Annotated in this window: 12 protein-coding genes and 1 pseudogene; 6 read left to right on the top strand and 7 right to left on the bottom strand. The window is 64.9% G+C overall.

The window, feature by feature from the left end; genetic code table 11:
* Nucleotides 1-41: 41 nt before the first annotated feature.
* The 4 genes from OOZ48_RS13235 to OOZ48_RS13220 form a co-directional block, all read right to left on the bottom strand.
* Nucleotides 42-668 (bottom strand): thiol:disulfide interchange protein DsbA/DsbL, encoded by a 627-nt coding sequence (locus OOZ48_RS13235; RefSeq protein WP_442867591.1) that lies wholly within the window; start codon nucleotides 666-668, stop codon nucleotides 42-44.
* A 36-nt stretch (nucleotides 669-704) separates the two neighbouring features.
* Complete coding sequence (locus OOZ48_RS13230) at nucleotides 705-1,391, bottom strand: SPOR domain-containing protein (protein ID WP_269499067.1); 687 nt, start codon at nucleotides 1,389-1,391, stop codon at nucleotides 705-707.
* Nucleotides 1,392-1,397: 6 nt separating this feature from the next.
* The gene (argS, locus tag OOZ48_RS13225; protein WP_269499065.1) at nucleotides 1,398-3,083 is read right to left on the bottom strand and encodes an arginine--tRNA ligase; all 1,686 of its coding nucleotides are present in this window, start codon (nucleotides 3,081-3,083) and stop codon (nucleotides 1,398-1,400) included.
* Nucleotides 3,084-3,206: 123 nt separating this feature from the next.
* Nucleotides 3,207-6,899, bottom strand: a complete 3,693-nt coding sequence (locus tag OOZ48_RS13220; protein WP_269499062.1) for a phospholipase effector Tle1 domain-containing protein — start codon at nucleotides 6,897-6,899, stop codon at nucleotides 3,207-3,209.
* 93 nt (nucleotides 6,900-6,992) lie between these two features.
* On the opposite strand from OOZ48_RS13220, the gene OOZ48_RS13215 reads away from it, so the two are divergent.
* Complete coding sequence (locus tag OOZ48_RS13215; RefSeq protein WP_269499060.1) at nucleotides 6,993-7,340, top strand: DUF1840 domain-containing protein; 348 nt, start codon at nucleotides 6,993-6,995, stop codon at nucleotides 7,338-7,340.
* 148 nt (nucleotides 7,341-7,488) lie between these two features.
* Here the strand turns inward: OOZ48_RS13215 and leuA are convergent, their stop codons facing one another.
* Entirely contained in the window at nucleotides 7,489-9,192 is a 1,704-nt protein-coding gene (gene leuA, locus OOZ48_RS13210) for a 2-isopropylmalate synthase (protein ID WP_269499059.1), read from the bottom strand.
* Between the two features lie 311 nt (nucleotides 9,193-9,503).
* Entirely contained in the window at nucleotides 9,504-10,046 is a 543-nt protein-coding gene (locus OOZ48_RS13205) for a hypothetical protein (protein WP_269499058.1), read from the bottom strand.
* A 16-nt stretch (nucleotides 10,047-10,062) separates the two neighbouring features.
* Between OOZ48_RS13205 and rpoN the strand changes: the two genes are divergently transcribed.
* From rpoN to OOZ48_RS13195, 3 genes and pseudogenes are all read left to right on the top strand, one after another.
* A complete protein-coding gene (gene rpoN, locus OOZ48_RS13200) occupies nucleotides 10,063-11,415 on the top strand; it encodes an RNA polymerase factor sigma-54 (RefSeq protein ID WP_269499056.1) in 1,353 nt (450 codons plus the stop codon).
* 143 nt (nucleotides 11,416-11,558) lie between these two features.
* Nucleotides 11,559-11,900 (top strand): annotated as a pseudogene (locus tag OOZ48_RS18560) (GntR family transcriptional regulator); the annotation flags it as partial.
* Between the two features lie 33 nt (nucleotides 11,901-11,933).
* Nucleotides 11,934-12,380 (top strand): GntR family transcriptional regulator, encoded by a 447-nt coding sequence (locus OOZ48_RS13195; protein ID WP_269499054.1) that lies wholly within the window; start codon nucleotides 11,934-11,936, stop codon nucleotides 12,378-12,380.
* A 77-nt stretch (nucleotides 12,381-12,457) separates the two neighbouring features.
* On the opposite strand, the gene OOZ48_RS13190 is transcribed toward OOZ48_RS13195, so the two are convergent.
* On the bottom strand, nucleotides 12,458-13,594 hold the full coding sequence (locus OOZ48_RS13190; protein ID WP_269499053.1) for a pyridoxal phosphate-dependent aminotransferase: 1,137 nt from the start codon (nucleotides 13,592-13,594) through the stop codon (nucleotides 12,458-12,460).
* Nucleotides 13,595-14,045: 451 nt separating this feature from the next.
* Between OOZ48_RS13190 and OOZ48_RS13185 the strand changes: the two genes are divergently transcribed.
* Both OOZ48_RS13185 and OOZ48_RS13180 read left to right on the top strand, forming a co-directional pair.
* Nucleotides 14,046-14,885 carry a transporter substrate-binding domain-containing protein gene (locus tag OOZ48_RS13185; RefSeq protein ID WP_269499051.1) on the top strand — a complete coding sequence of 280 codons (840 nt, stop codon included), beginning with the start codon at nucleotides 14,046-14,048 and terminating at the stop codon, nucleotides 14,883-14,885.
* Nucleotides 14,886-15,096: 211 nt separating this feature from the next.
* Nucleotides 15,097-15,783 (top strand): amino acid ABC transporter permease, encoded by a 687-nt coding sequence (locus OOZ48_RS13180; protein ID WP_269499048.1) that lies wholly within the window; start codon nucleotides 15,097-15,099, stop codon nucleotides 15,781-15,783.
* Nucleotides 15,784-15,800: the final 17 nt, after the last annotated feature.

Here is a 15,800-nt window from a genome sequence, read left to right as displayed (position 1 = left end):
CCCCTCGGGGGGCAGCAAGCCGAAGGCGCAGCGTGGGGGCCTTATTCCCCGTTAGCCAGGATCTGCTTGACCAGCTTGTCGGCCTCGTCGATGGCGCCCTGGTAGGTGCCCGTATGCGACGGCGAGGTCACGTAGCGGCCGCCGATCGCGAACGAGGGGGTGCCGTCGATATGGTAGGCCTTGGCCAGTTCGTCGGCGCGCATCACCCGGGTCTTGACGCCAAAGGAATTGAACGTGTCGATGAAGGCCTGGCGATCCAGGCCTTGCGCGGCCGCCCAGTCGATGATGGCGTCGGCCTTGAACAGGCGTTCGTGCTGGTCGTGGATGGCGTGGAACACGGCGGCGTGCAAGTCCAGGCGATCCAGGGCCTCGAGCGTGTAGTAGAGCTTCTGCAGGTCCTGCATGCTGGCATTGAAAGCCACGGGCACCGGCTTGAAGACGACCCCGTCCGGCAGCGTGGGCGTCCATTTTTCCACCAGCGGCTCGATCGACTTGCAGTGCGGGCAGGTATAGGCGAAGAACTCCAGGACCTCGATCTTGCCCGGGGTGTCCGAGGGCTGGACGGGGTCCACGACATCGTAGGGGGCGGCCTGCGCGATGGGCGCGGCGGCCAGGGACAGCCCCAGGGCCAGGCCCAGGGCGATGCGGGAAAAAAAGGACTTCATCAGTGGCTCCGTGGTGCGAAGGTCGGGGGTGGCGCCGGCTCAGGGCCGGACGACCGAGGATTCGATCTTTTCATTGCCCAGCCGGGTGCGCGCGCGATTCATCTCGTCGATCCCCTTGAAGGGACCCACGCGGACGCGGTTGATGGTGCTGCCGTTGGACTGCGCCTGCTCGATGCGCACCGGCAGCCCCAGCAGCAGGACGCGCGCGCGCATCGCCTCGGCATCGTCCTTGGAGCGGAACGCGCCCGTCTGCAAATAATAGATGGTTTGCGTGCCCGGGGCCGGCTGCGCGGTCGCTGCGGGCGCCGCTGCGGCGGGCGGGGCCTGCACCGGCGGCTGGGCCGGCGCCGGCGGCGCCTCCGGGGGCTTGGGCTGGGGATTGGTCAGGCCGGCGATGAGTTTGCCGATGTCGTCGGCAAGCGGGTTGCCGCCCTCGGCCGGCGCGGGCGCCGGTGGGTTGTTCGTGCCGCCGCCTTGCTCGAGGCTGCGGGTGCCCGCCGGGCCGTCTTTGCCGTACAGGCCGATATTGGGATCGGGCGCATTGGGCACATCGGGCAGCAGGGTCGAGGGCGTGCTGCGGCTGGCCTTGTCCATGAAGGGCATGGGCACCTGGGTGACGAACAGCGCCACCGCGACGGCGGCCCCGACGCCCAGCACCATGCCGATGATCAGGCCGAGCCATGCGCCGCCGGAGCGTGAGGACGTTTTGCGTTTGCGGGTCGCCATCGGGGGTCACATCCTTTCAGGAGCGGAAACGCCGAGCAGGTCGAGGCCGTTGGCGATGACCCGGGCGGTGGCCTTGGCCAGCCGCAGCCGGGCGGCGCGCAGCGGCACGTCGTCGACCAGGACGCGCTCGGCGTTGTACCAGGCGTGAAAGTCCGCCGCGCAGTCGCGCAGCCAGAATGCCAGTTGGTGCGGCGCCAGTTCCTGGGCCGCCTGCGTCAGGGTGGCGGGGTATTCGGCCAGTCGCTGCAGCAGCTTGATTTCCGTGGGCGCCGTCAATGCGGCGGGATCGGCTTCGTCGAGGCCTGCCGCGAGTTCGGCGTGCTGGCCCAGCAGCGAATGGATGCGCGCGTGGGCGTACTGGATATAGTAGACGGGGTTTTCCTCGCTGCGCGACAGCGCGAGGTCCACGTCGAACACGAACTCGGAGTCGGCGCGCCGCTGGGCCAGGAAGAAACGCACCGCGTCGCGCCCCACCCAGTCGATCAGATCGCGCAGGGTGACGTAGCTGCCGGCGCGCTTCGAGATCTTGACCTCGGCGCCCTCGCGCATGACGCGGACCATCTTGTGCAGCACATAGGCGGGGTAGTCCTTGGGGATGCCCAATCCCAGGCCTTGCAGCCCGGCCCGCACGCGCGCGATGGTGCCGTGATGGTCGGTGCCCTGGATGTTGATGGCCCGATGGAAGCCGCGCTCCCATTTGGATACGTGATAGGCCACGTCCGGCACGAAATACGTATAGCCGCCCTCGGACTTGCGCATGACGCGGTCCTTGTCGTCACCGGTGCCCAGTTCGGTGGTGCGCAGCCACAGCGCGCCGTCCTGCTCGTAGGTATGGCCGGCCTCGACCAGTGCCTGGACCGTGCGTTCGACCCGGCCGCTGGTGTAGAGGGAGCTCTCCAGATAGTAGTTGTCGAAACGCAGGTCGAAGGCCTGCAGGTCGAGGTCCTGCTCGCGGCGCAGGTAGGCCACGGCAAAGCGGCGGATGGCCTCGAGATCGTCCAGGTCGCCGGCCGCCCGGACGGGCTCGCCGTCGGCCGCCTGCAGCGTGGCGCCGGCGGCATAGTCGCGCGCGATGTCCTGGATGTAGTCGCCCTTGTAGCCGTCCGTGGGGAATCCGGGCGCATCGGGCGCGATGCCGCGTGCGCGCGCCTGGACGCTGATCGCCAGGTTGTGGATCTGGTTGCCGGCGTCGTTGTAGTAGAACTCGCGGGTGACGTCGGCCCCCTGCGTGGCGAACAGCCGGCAGATCGAATCGCCCAGTGCGGCCTGGCGCGCATGGCCGACGTGCAGCGGCCCGGTGGGATTGGCCGAGACGAACTCGACCATGATTTTCTCGCCGGTCGGCGCCCGGTGGCCATAGCGCGCACCTTGGGTGCGGATGGTCTCGAGCACGGCCTGGTGCGCGGCCGCCGCCAGACGGAAGTTGATGAAGCCCGGGCCGGCCACCTCGGCCTGGCCGATCAGGCCGGCGGCGCGTTCGTCGGCCAGGATGCGGGTCACCAGGTCCTGCGCCAGTTCGCGCGGGTTGCGCCGCGCCGCGCGGGCGGCCTGCATGGCGACGTTGCAGGCCACGTCGCCATGGGCGGCGACCTTGGGTCGTTCAAGCGTGATGTCGGGCTCGGCCCCGGGAATGATGTGGCCAAGCGCGGACTGGATGATGGCGGTGAGCCGGACGTGTTGCTCTGGTAGCATGGATTGCAGACTGGTTCCGGGATGCGGGAACCCGGGCCCGGGTGGGGCCGGTTCCGTCGGGATGGGCCCTCGGGCCATCATCAATGATAGCTTGATTTCAGCGGGGACGTGTGCGATGCGCGCCTACATCCGCAAGCCCAGCGCGGCCTCCAGCCACTGTTCGTAGCCTTGCATGTCGACCTCGCCGACGACGTTGCCGTCCGTGGTGCGCCAGCCGTCCAGCCGCCGGATGGTGGCCTCGAGCTCGCGGCGGCGGGCATCGCCCAGGTGCGCGTGGCGGCCCTGGGCCATCAGGGCCACCGTGCCGCGGCTGTCCTGGATGGCGCGGTCGCCGTCCGAGAGCGTGCGCTGCCATGCCAGGCGCTCGTCATGCAGCAGCGCCTCGGTGACCTGCCGGTCCGCGGGCGCCAGGTCGGCGAAGGGCACCAGTGCCGCGCGCGCCTGCCACAGGATCCAGTTCAGCGCCACGTCGGAGAGGTCGCCGTCGGGCACGGGATTGCCCGCATGGTCCAGGCGCATGCCGCCGCCGATGTCGGCGTGCGCCCCGATGAACGGCGCCTCGACGGTGTTGGGATGGCCGGCGCCGTCAGCCGACAGCAGGGGAAACATCATCCGGTATTCATGCAGGGCCACGGCGTGGGCCACCCATTGCCAGGCCTGGGCGATGCCCAACTCGTAGCCGGCGTTCTGCGCGCCCAGCAGGCCGAACTGGGCCACCGAGTCGAACAGGCCCATGAAGCGCAGGTCGATGCACAGGCCGATCGTGCCGCGCAGGGGGTCGTCGATCGAGAACCAGCCGTCCTGGGTGTGCGCGGCGATCCGATTGGCGAAATGCCGGGCCAGGGCGGCGCCGCGCGAGTAGCCGAGGATGTCGATGGGGACGGGTTGCCGCGTGCGCTGCGCCTGTGCCAGGGTATTGAGCAGCGACTGCCATTGGTTCCTGACGATCTGGCCGGCGCTGGCCGCCGTGACGGCGTCCCAATCGAGGTAGGCCTCGTTGCCCGGTCCGGCATGGTAATGCACCGGCCCGTCGGCGTAGCGTTGCGACAGCTTCCAGACGTTGCTGCCCGTGACGCGATCGTTGCGGGTGCCGTCGAACGCCATCAGCAACAGGCCCAGCGGATCGACGTGGCGCATGGGCTGCTGGCCGGCGTAGCCCAGCGCCTGCTGGCCCGGCACCGGGCCGAGGGGATCGGGTTCGAGGTAGTGCATGGCCTCGGGCAGGTAACTGCGAAAGATGTTGTCGTGCCAGCCGGTGGCCGGGTCATGGAACTGGCCGGGCAGGCGCAGGTCCAGGGTCAAGTCCCCCGCCAGCCGGGTGGCGCGGCCGCCGGCGTCCATATCCGCCAGCCAGCGCAGGCGGCGGTCCGCGTCGGTCACCAGGCGGGGCGCGCCCAGCAGGTCGGCATGAACCGCATACAGTCTGGGAATGCCGTCGGCGCCGGTCTGGATGAGTCCGACCGGCGCCTCATGCGCGTAAATGAACCGCTGGCTGACGCCAAAAACCGGCGGCCGGACCTTGTCCGGGGCCGTGGCGGGACGATGCCAAACGGCCGCCACGCGGTTGTCGAGGTAATAGAGCTCGGTGTCGCCCCCGGGTCCTGTGCGCCGGATCTGCTGGCCGCGGCCGTTGTGGGCGTATTCGGCCAGGATGCGGCCCGCGCGTTCGACGCGAGCGAGGCGGCGCTGGGGGCCGTAGCGCAGGTCCAATGGGCCGACGCGCGTGGGCAGGCCCGAGGCGTCGCGCTGGATCGCCTGCGTCCGCCCGGCGCCCGCGTCCGGACTGCGGCGGACATCGGCCAGGAGGGCGCCATCGCCGTGCCACGCCAGCCAGGATTCGCGCGCCTTGCCGGATTCGCCATCCAAGCGCAGGCGCTCGCGCAGACCCGTCAACCGGCCCTGTGCATCGTAGGCGTAGCGACGCGTGGCGCCATAGCCGGCCTCGGGCACGTCCTCGAGGCTGTGGCGCACCAGGCCGGATGGCGCATGCCGGCGGCGGGAAAGCCACCGGATCTCGTCGCCGTCGCGCAGCAGCAGGGTGTCGGCCCGCCCGTCCGGCCCGGCGTGGCTGACCAGGTGCAGGCCGTTGCCGTAGCGATATCCCGGCTGATCCGCCACCGTTTCGATGACGGTGCGGCGCTCTCCGCCCGGTGTTTCCCAGACGATGCCCGAGAGCCGTGCGCCGACCGCCCAGGCGTAGTGCAGGGCGCCCCCTTCGGGCAGTCCGTGACGCACGAGGCGCCCGCGCCCATCGTAGGCGAAGGATTCCGCGTAGCGCAGTTCGCCCGCGGGGTGCGTGCGGCGCACTCGACGCTCGACCACCCGGCCTCGGCCGTCATGGCGCAGGGATTCCGTTTCGGCAGGGTGGTGGATGCGGGCAGGAAACGGGCCGCGCCAGTCCAGCGTGATCCGAACGCTGTCGTTGCCGCGGCGAGCCTCCAGGGCGACGGGCCGGACCGCCCGGTCGGTGACGATGTCCAGCCGGTCGCCGTTCGCGTGCTCGATGCGCGTGGGAGGGCCGCCGGCGGCGTGGTGGATGCGGGTGGCGCCGGTGAGCGCGCTGTGCCAGGCGTAGCCGCGCCCGCCGGGGCGGTTTTCGAGGACCAGGCCGGGCCACCCCGGCGCTGCGGGAGTCATGCGGACGATCCGGCCCCCGGCGTCGCGGTCCAGGCGCAGGCCGTCCAGCGCTGCGATCCGGCCCCCAGGGTCGTACTCGGCCCGCAGGCCGGGGGGTGCGCAGCCCGGGCAACCGTCGCCGTGCACCGCCCGCAGGACGTGGCGCCCCCCCTTGATCGCATGGCGCAGGTCGGTGCGTGATCCCTGCGCGCCCAGGACCCGTGTGAGGCCGGCCTCGCCGGTCTGGTCGGGGTACAGGATGCGCAGGCGTCCGTGCGTCTGGCCGGGCGGGCCTGGGATGGCTTGTGCGACGCGCCCGGCGGCATCGTAGGCCCAGGTCCGCACACGCACGGTCCGTCCGTGGCGATCGGCCAGTTCGATGCCGGTGATGGCGTGCGCATGGCCCGATTGCCGTTCAGCCTCGTACAGGTAGCGGCGTTGCATGCCGTCCGGGCGGATGACGGCCAGCAGCCGCGCGCCGCCCTCAGGGTCTGTGCCGTACCGGTACGCCAGGCGGCCGGCGGGCGTGTCGATGTGTGTGACCCGGGGCGGTGTGGCGCTGGCGTCGTAGTGGAAGCGCAGGCTGGCGCCGCCTTGTGCGATCCGGTCGATGGCGCCGGCCAGCCGCCCGTCTGCGTGGCGGACGATGCGAATCGGCGCCCGCCCGATTGATCGCAAGACCGAGAGCCGGCCCGCGGCATCGAAGGCCAGCGTCGTGCCGTCCGGCCAGCGCCAAAGGTGTCCGGCCGCCGAGACCTCGATTCGCCCCATGGCGGGTTCGGCCGCGCGGCCGTCGGCGCCGAAGCGCAGCGGCGTGCCGTCGGCCCGGATGAGACGCCATCCCTTGCCGCGCACCGTCAGCCGCAGATCGTACTCGCTGTGCCAGCCGGCGCCCCACGGGCCGGGCGATGCGTCGCCGGGCCGATGGATGCGTGCCAGGGCGGGGTAGCGTCCATCGTGCGGGGCCGGCAGGTCGATGTCGTGCAGCGTCTTGCGGCCCGTGGCGGCATGGACCGGATTGCCGATCCCCAGGTTGAGGCCGGGCTCGAGAGGCGGCGAGGTCTGTGTCGATCCGCAGGGCAGGCCCTGCGCCGGGGCGTGGCACATGCCCTGGGCGCCGGCGGGCGTACCCCCGGCCAGGAACCAGGCGACGAGTATCAGGGACAGTGGTTGTGCGCGGCGCGCGGGCTGGACGGGCATGGCGGTTCTCCGGTGGAAGCCGGCCATTCTCCCGCTTGGCAGCATGGGGAAGTTGCGTTAGTGTATCAACGTGTCCATCGCGGGAATCCGACCATGCTCGTCCTATTCCACTCCAAGTCTGCCGCCGAGGTCCTGATGTTCGCCAAGCATGCCCGGCCGATCCTGCAGGCCGCCGGCAAGACCTTCGACGAACCCGGGTTGCCCGAGCGCGGCGTGATCACGCGGGCACAGCTCGATGCCGCGATCGCCGGCATCGAATCGGCGATTGCCGCCAACCCAGAGCCCAAGGAACACGCCGAGGGCGATCACGACGACGCGACCGAGCACCCGATCGAGCAGTTCGTCAGCCTGGGCCGACGGGCCTGGCCCCTGCTGGCCATGCTGCGCCTGGCCCGCGAAAAGGGCGAGGACGTGACCTGGGAACCCGCCCCCAAATGGTAAAGGTAAAGCCCCGCACCGCAGTCAGCGTGCCGGGGCTGGCCAGCGTCGATGAGGGCCTGTTCACACTAATTAAGGCGATCTCCCTAATTAGTGTGAACAGGCCCTAGCGTTTCATCGAGGCGCGGCGGGCGGACTGCCCGCCGCGCGCTCAGGCCGCGACGTTTTCGCGGGCGGCCGCCTGGCCCTGGATCGCCGCGTGGCGGTTGACGGCGCTGAGGATCGCCAGGAAAGAGGACGTCACGATGTCCTCGTGGATCCCCACGCCGAAGCCGGTGGGCGCATCATCGATGCGCATCTCGACGTATGAGGCGGCGCGCGTGTCGGTGCCGGTGCCGATGGCGTGCTCCTGGTAGTCCATGATGCGGGCTTCCATGCCCAGGGCATGCACGAAGGCCGAGATCGCGCCGTCGCCCTGGCCCTCGAGGTGCCGGACCTCGCCGTTCACCTGGACCTCGACCTCGATGGCGAACTGCTTCTGGCCGTCGGTCTTGGGGCTGCCGGTGATGCGGTGGCGCACCAGCTTCCAGGGGGCCTCGCGCTCCAGGTATTCGGCGGCGAACACATCGTAGACGTCCTTCGGCGTGACCTCGCGGCCGGTCTCGTCGGTGACGCGCTGGATGGCGCGGCTGAATTCGATCTGCAGGCGCCGCGGCAGCACCAGGCCGTGTTCCTGTTCGAGCAGGTACGACACGCCGCCCTTGCCGGACTGGCTGTTGACGCGGATGACGGCGTCGTAGCTGCGGCCCAGGTCCGCCGGGTCGATCGGCAGGTAGGGCACCTCCCAGACGGCGTCGGCCTGCTGGACGGCGAATCCTTTCTTGATGGCATCCTGGTGCGAGCCCGAAAAGGCCGTGAACACCAGGTCGCCTGCGTAGGGATGGCGCGGATGCACGGGCAGCTGGTTGCAGTACTCGACACAGCGGCGGATCTCGTCGATGTCCGAGAAATCCAGGCCGGGATCGACACCCTGGGTGTACAGGTTCAGGGCGAGGGTCACCAGATCCACGTTGCCGGTGCGCTCGCCGTTGCCGAACAGGCAGCCCTCGATGCGGTCGGCGCCGGCCATGACGGCGAATTCGGCGGCGGCCACGGCCGTGCCGCGGTCATTGTGCGGGTGCACGCTCAGGACGATCTTGTCGCGCTCGGCCAGGTGCGTGTGCATCCACTCGATCTGGTCGGCATAGAGGTTGGGCGTGGTCGCCTCGATGGTGGCGGGCAGGTTGAGGATGATCTTGTCCTGTACGGTGGGCTGCCAGGCCTGGACTACGGCGTTGCAGACCTCGAGGGCGAAATCGGGCTCGGTGGTGCTGAAGACCTCGGGCGAATATTCATAGCGCCAATGGGTCTCGGGGTGCTTGGCGACCGCGGCCTTGACGGTCAGGGTGCCCTGGACCGCGATCTGGCGGACCTCGTCGCGGCTCATGCGGAAGACGATCTTGCGGAAGGCCGGCGCGCAGGCGTTGTACATATGGATGATCGCGTGCCGGGCGCCGGCGGCCGCCTCGACCGTGCGGGCGATCAGGTCGTCGCGGGCCTGCGTCAGGGCGATGATCGTCACGTCGTCGGGGATGCGGTTCTCGTCGACCAGCTTGCGCACGAAATCGAAATCGGTCTGCGAGGCGGAGGGAAAGCCGACCTCGATTTCCTTGAAGCCGATCTTGATGAGCTGCTCGAAGAAACGCAGCTTGCGCTCTACGCTCATGGGTTCGATCAGTGCCTGGTTGCCGTCGCGCAGGTCGGTGCTCATCCAGATCGGCGGCTGGGCGATACGGCGGCTGGGCCACGTGCGCTCGGCGAAATCGCGGTCGAACGGACGGAACGGGACATATTTGTCGGAGGGATTCTTGATCATGGCGATACCTGGCTATGCGGAATGCATCCGGCGCGCGGATGCGAAAAGGCGGGAACTGTGGCGGATACAGGTTGCCGAACTGCCACGCGGCGCTAGGCCCGGCAACCGGTCGGTAGCAGCAGCAGTAGCGCAGGCAGGAGGGACGAGAGCAGCGCGCGAGGCGGAACCGCCAGGCGTACACGCCCTGCCGCAAGAGCTTGCGGCGGGAAGGCGAGAGGGCTGCGTGATGAATTCATAAGGTGAAAGTCAACCATATTTTGGCGCGGCTGACAAGGATGCTGTTGTTGTTTTGCACGCCGGCATGGGTCGCGTCAGTCCCTGCGCCGTGCCTGTTCCAGGGCGGCCAGTTGCCGGGCGGCGCGTTGCAGCTTGGCCGCGCGGTGGGCGCGCAGGCCCTCCAGGGCGCGCTGCAGGTCGCCGACGCGCAGGGGCTCGTCGCGCTCTTGCCAGGCCCAGAGCAGGACGTCCAGGGCCGGAGGCGACAAGCCGTCCGACAGTTGGGCGAAGGTATGCTCGTCGATCTGTCGCAGGCGGGCGGCCCGCATCGACGACCGTGCGAACAAAACCAGAAAATAGGCAATAATGATCGTGCACAATGCCACCAGCGCCCACCAGAAGAACGGGTTGTATCGCTGCAGCAGCGCGGTGGCCTCGGCGCCCATCACATGCAGGCCCGCATAGTCGATGCCGTCGCCGAAGGCCAGCAGCCGGTTCAGCAAGTCATACCAGATCAGGGCCACCACTGCGATCACGACTGCAACGATGATCTTGCGGGTCGCCGTCAGCTTGAACGAGGCGGTGCGCAATATCGCGTGATCCTGGCGGCTGGGGTGTTGTGTCTGTTCGGAGTCCATAGGTCGTATTTTAACGATGCAATCGCGCCCGTCCCTGGAATTGGGCCAGCACCAGCAACTGGCGCTGACCCCGCAGCTGCAGCAGGCCATTCGCCTGCTGAACTGCTCGTCCCAGGAACTGGAGCAGGAATTGGCGCAGGCCCTCGAGGACAATCCCATGCTCGAGCGGGTCGAGGCGGCCGACGAGGCGGCCGCGCAGGCCGAGCAGCTCGACCGCTGGTGGTCGCAGCCCGCATCCCAGTCAGGCAGCGATGATATCCCGGAAAGCGGGCGCGGGCAGAATCTCGAGGAGTTTCTTTTACAACAGTTACATGCGACGCGGGCCACGGCGCGCGATCGGGATCTGGTGTTCGCGCTGATCGCCGCGCTGGACCGGCACGGCTATCTGGATGGAACGCTTGACGAGCTGGCGGGCGCCTTGCCCGAGGAATGGGCCGTCGATCCCGATGAACTCGCCACCGCCCTGCGCTTGCTGCAGTCTTTCGATCCGCCGGGCGTGGGTGCGCGCGGGCTGGCCGAATGCCTCGCGCTGCAGATCGGCCGCCTGGCCGACGGCGCGGAGGATCCGGCGATTCTGGCTTGTGCACGCCGCCTTACGGGGCACCTGGACCTGTTGGCGGCGGGCAAATTCAGCCGCCTGTGCGACGAACTGGCCTGTGGGCGCGAGCAGCTGGACCGCGCCCATGCCCTGATCCTGCGCCTGGAGCCGCGCCCGGGCCGTGCCTGGGACGCGGCCGACATCCACTATGTGGTGCCCGATGTCCTGTTGCACCGGGTGCGGGGCCGTTGGCAGGCGAGCATCAACCCCGCCCTCGCGCCGCGGCTGCGCGTCAACCAGACCTATGTGGATTGCCTGGCGCAGGCCGCCGAGGCGGATGCGCTGCACGAGCAGGTGCGCCAGGCCAGGACGCTGATCCGCAGCCTGGGCCAGCGCCAACAGACGATCCTGCGGGTGGCGCAAGCCATCGCCGAGCGCCAGCATGCCTTTCTCGAGGACGGCCCCCGCGCGCTGCGGCCCCTGGTGCTGCGCGACATCGCCCACGAGCTCGACTTGCACGAGTCGACGATTTCCCGGGCGACGCGCCAGAAATACGCCCAGACCCCCTGGGGGATCTACGAAATGAAGCGTTTCTTCGGTACGGCGGTTCAGACCCGGGACGGCGCGGACACCTCGGCGATGGCGGTCCAGGACCTCATCAAGGACATTCTCGCCGACGAGCCGGCGGGGCGGCCGTTGTCCGACAGCCGCATCGCGGAATTGCTGGCCGAGCGGGGGGTGCCCATTGCGCGTCGCACGGTGGCCAAGTACCGGGAGGCCATGGGGGTGCCGACAGCGGGCCTGCGCAAGGCGCGCGCGGCCTCATTGTAAGAGTTCTCCTCGACTCCGAGAGTGTCAGTACGCTCGTGCCTGCTACCATGAAGAACTAATGGAATGTCGATTGTTCTCATGGCAAGAGGCGTGGTGAGCAGCCAGATTGACCGTTCTGGAAAGCGATCGTAGTCTTGCGGTCAATGGGAATTTCCATAGTCGTCCTCCGTTTTGGCGTATTCATACGCGGAAATCAAATCATAAATTCACAATCCACGGTAAGCTCGACCATGACACGCACGCCATCCAGCACACAACAGCCCCCGATTCCGCCCTTTCAGCGTGGCAAAAAAAACAAGAGTAGAACACTGGCCGACTCTGTCCGTATACGGCTTACGGAAGAAATTGTGACTGGCGCTCATCCGCCGGGCTCTCGCTTGGACGAGACTGGTATCGCAGCTCGACTCAATGTGTCTCGGACGCCGGTGCGAGAAGCGCTGAGGCAATTAGCATCCAGCGGGCTCGTAGAATGGCGGCCCCGTCAGGGAGCGACCGTTGCGAGAATCTCTCTCCAGGAGATGGTCAGTCTGTTCGAGATGATGGCTGAGTTTGAGGGGGTGGCTGGCCGCCTTGCAGCTCGCCGGATGTCAGATCAAGAACGTGAGACGCTCACTGAGAAATACAAGACATGTGAATTCTATGCGCGCCGAGGAGATCGCGAGAACTACCACCTCGCGAACAACGCCTTCCATGTGACTATCTATGAAGGATCGCACAACCATTACCTGATTGCACACGCAAGCTCTCTTTACGAGCGGCTCGCCCCCTACCGACTCTACGAATTGAATCGAGCGGGAGAGCTGATGCGCATGCATGACGAGCATGGGCGGATCACTGAGGCTATTGTGCAGCGGGACGGGGAACTGGCATACCGCTTGCTAAAGGAGCATACATCTTTAGATAGCGACCTTTTGGGCGATTTGATGGCGACTTTGGGCGATAGCCGCGCTTCATTTTCGACGTGAGTCGGTCGCGGCTGCACTTGACTTCGGCCGCGGGCTTCCGCGACCGAAGCGGTACTTCCAAAGTCGGAAGCGAACCCTTAGAACAGCGTGGCGGCGCTGTTGCCTGCCATTGCCTCGTCCATCATTTGGGGCAAGGAGTCGCAGAACTGATCCACCCACTCCTCTGGAACCGTGAGACTAACCTTGACGAACCTGTGGCCGAATTGGCGCGTATGGTATGCCCCTTGCCGAATCATGATGTTCTGTTTCCTGTACGCCGACACGAGCGCTTCAGGCGTGATCCCGGCGTCCTCCGTCTCGATAATTAAAAAATTGGCTTGAGCAGGGTATACGGGCACCACCATTTGGGACACCGCGGCCACTCTGTCAAATACGGCTTTTTGGTTTCTCGAGAGGCGCGCCTTTATGCCGGGGAACCATTCGGCTTTCGTTTCTAGGGCTGCGATTGCAGCACGTTGTGCGACGATGTTGCAACCTAGGTTGTTGGGTGGGGAGGAGGCCAGCAGTTCAATGTTTTCGGGGGAAGCGACAATGGCGCCCAGCCGCATGCCTGCAAACCCCAGCCACTTGGAGAAGCTGTATATAACGATAGTCTTCTCAGGATAAAAGTCATAAGCCGGGGTATGTTTATCAGCAAAGGCGGAGTAGGTGGAATCGTGCACCAAATATGCGCCTACGGACTTTGCAATGTCTGCGATCTCTTTGATTTCGTCTGCCGTGTGGCATGTGCCTAGCGGGTTGTTCGGGTCAACGAGATAGATCATCTGTGTGTTCTCGTTGACCGCGGCCCGAAGCTGCTCTATCGAAAGCTTGTATCCCCGCTCGCGACCATAGATCGGTAGTTGGATGACCTCGGCGCCGCTGTGCTTTGCAAAATTCATCGGCCAAGCCCAGCTTGGATCTGTCGTGATGAAGGATTTTCCCGGCTCATTGAAGCGGGTGCACACATTGTACAAAGCCTCGACTGCACCGTTAGTGATCATGATGGATGCCGATCGGATGTTCATATCCTCCAGGATGCCGTGCCGAAGGGCCTCCAGGCCAAGGGGCGGGGCATAGATGTGAAAGTCGCCGTCCTTGATCGCGCGATTCATGGCTTCCATGACTGCAGGATGTGGCTCGAAGTGGTTGGTGTTCTGGCCCATCCACATAAGTCGCTTGTCTTCGCACAACTGATCGAAGAACCGGTTCCGCATCTCGAAACTCCGCGTCATAACCCACTCCTATAGGCAAAAAATACGTGTAGTTTTTTGTTCAATAGAAATTGTATACTTTACAAGTAGAATTGTACACAAAAGATCTTGTTGGTTGAGGCTCCCATGTGCAACTCGCGCGGAGATGAGCTCCACATAGTCAACACACTGGTGCTAGGGATCACGCAACCAACGACAAGTACAGCTAGGGTGGAATGAGGAGATGTGAGGTAGGTAAAGAGCACCTACAATCCCCTGTCTTGCTGCCATTCATGTGTCACTTCCCCGTACGGCTGCGCTACCTCTTACATCTAGATTGCTATCAATGTGCACAGTAATAACTAATATATGTCATTGTTAACATAGTGGATTTTTCTGATTTCTAGTTGTTCTTGGAAAACGACTTGACATATAGGTATACATTGAATCAAAATTTGCGTACACAACCACAAACACTAACGGAGGAGTCTCTATGAAATGCCTATTTCCTGCCGCGGTTGGGATCGCATTAGCGCTTACATTTGGTTCCGCAAGTGCGGAAAATTGTGTTTCACCCATCCCTGTCGCGGATCTTGTGGCCGAGGGGCAATTTTCCTTCGCCACCAATCCCACGCTTCCACCGCTACAGTACGTTGACAAAGAGGGAAACTTGAAGGGCATGAGTGCCGAGCTGGGGTATGAGATAGGCAAGCGTCTATGCCTGGAGACTAGTTTCGTCCGGATGGATCTGCCTGCCATGTTCCCGGCATTGCAAGCGGGCAGATTTGATGGCATCAGCTCAGCAAATTTTTGGAATGAAGCTCGCTCCAAGGCGATGTACTGCGTTCCGTACGCGATAGCAGGCTTCAATATCCTCGGCCTGCCCGATTCAGAACTCAAGCTGGAGTCCATCGAAGATCTTGCAGGCCGCAGTCTGGCAGTGGAGGCGGATTCCTACCAGGATCATTGGCTGCGAAAGCGTGAGAAGGAGAGTATCGCTCAAGGCAAGGAGCCGATACGCTTCTTCTCGTTCGCCACTGCAAGTGAAGCCCTCGCCGCGCTTCGGGCGGGTCAAGTAGAGGCGATGGCGATCGCTGATTACACTGGTGCGGAATTCGTCCGGCGGGGAATCGCCAAGACGCTACTTTCCGGGCAGGGCAATACCCAAATCATGGTTTCGTTTAGGAAAAAAAGCGTTGCTGAAGCTGTCGCCAAGGTGCTTTCGGAAATGCGAGAGGATGGGACATACGCAAAAATGATGGATCAATACAGCGTAACGCAACTTCCTAGCGATCATCGTTTTGGCATCAGGGGGCCAGGCCCCGGCAACTGAAGAAGGTGGATGCGACATCTTCACAAGGCGCCCGGAATGCGCAAAGGATGCCGGGATCCGGCCAATGAGAGACCTTGGGCTTGGGCCGGACGGTCCGGCCCAGTCCCGGCCTTATCATCGTGCTGGATCGTGCTTTCCAGTCAAAATCCGATAGGGTGCCCGCATGTCTGGCAGACCCTCTTCGCAAAATAACGAACGGTAACTGTGACACATGCAATTCTTTAACTTCAGCAGCTTTGTAGAGTATCTAGGAAATAGCTTTCTGATACAGGGTGCTCTGATCACCCTCGCACTGACTGTCACATCCGCATTGGGCGGCATGGCGCTCGGTATGTGTTTGGCCGCGATGAAGATGGCAAAATCAAAGCCTCTTTCCCTGTTTGCCTCATTCTACCTTTGGATATTTCGCGGCACTCCATTACTAGTCCAGTTGGTAGTTGTTTTTACGGGTTTGCCTCAGCTTGGAATAAAGCTTGGTGTCGTAGAGTCGACCTTATTGGCGCTCATCATGAACGAGGCGGCCTATATGGCGGAGATCATACGCAGCGGATTCATGGGTGTGCCGTCCGGTCAGAGAGAGGCGGCCGAATCGTTAGGGCTGCCACTTTGGCTGGTGGTATCAAAAATCACGCTACCCCAAGCCTTCCGGTTGATGATCCCTCCTCTTGGAAATTCCGTCAATAGCCTGCTAAAGTCCACATCCCTCGCGTCTGTGATTTCCATGGAAGAGTTGATGCGCAGAAGCCAAGTTCTCATGCAGCAGGAATATCAAGTGCTTGAGGTTTTTGGCGCTGCTGCTGTGTTCTATCTGATCATGACAACCGCTTGGGGGTTTGTCCAGCGAGCGTTGGAAAAACATTTCGGAGCGTCGCATGCGTTAGAAAGGCAAGATGGCTGAAGGTCTTGGCGCGGGTT

This window comes from Castellaniella sp. S9 (assembly GCF_027257175.1).
Lineage (GTDB): Bacteria > Pseudomonadota > Gammaproteobacteria > Burkholderiales > Burkholderiaceae_B > Castellaniella.
This window is presented reverse-complemented; position numbering and strand designations above follow the sequence as displayed.

Coding starts and splice junctions, on each gene's coding strand:
- OOZ48_RS13185 (WP_269499051.1), top strand. CDS start 14,046: ATGAAATGCCTATTTCCTGCCGCGGTTGGGATCGCATTAGCGCTTACA.
- OOZ48_RS13190 (WP_269499053.1), bottom strand. CDS start 13,594: ATGACGCGGAGTTTCGAGATGCGGAACCGGTTCTTCGATCAGTTGTGC.
- OOZ48_RS13230 (WP_269499067.1), bottom strand. CDS start 1,391: ATGGCGACCCGCAAACGCAAAACGTCCTCACGCTCCGGCGGCGCATGG.
- argS (WP_269499065.1), bottom strand. CDS start 3,083: ATGCTACCAGAGCAACACGTCCGGCTCACCGCCATCATCCAGTCCGCG.
- OOZ48_RS13205 (WP_269499058.1), bottom strand. CDS start 10,046: ATGGACTCCGAACAGACACAACACCCCAGCCGCCAGGATCACGCGATA.
- OOZ48_RS13180 (WP_269499048.1), top strand. CDS start 15,097: ATGCAATTCTTTAACTTCAGCAGCTTTGTAGAGTATCTAGGAAATAGC.
- leuA (WP_269499059.1), bottom strand. CDS start 9,192: ATGATCAAGAATCCCTCCGACAAATATGTCCCGTTCCGTCCGTTCGAC.
- OOZ48_RS13220 (WP_269499062.1), bottom strand. CDS start 6,899: ATGCCCGTCCAGCCCGCGCGCCGCGCACAACCACTGTCCCTGATACTC.
- rpoN (WP_269499056.1), top strand. CDS start 10,063: ATGCAATCGCGCCCGTCCCTGGAATTGGGCCAGCACCAGCAACTGGCG.
- OOZ48_RS13215 (WP_269499060.1), top strand. CDS start 6,993: ATGCTCGTCCTATTCCACTCCAAGTCTGCCGCCGAGGTCCTGATGTTC.
- OOZ48_RS13195 (WP_269499054.1), top strand. CDS start 11,934: ATGGTCAGTCTGTTCGAGATGATGGCTGAGTTTGAGGGGGTGGCTGGC.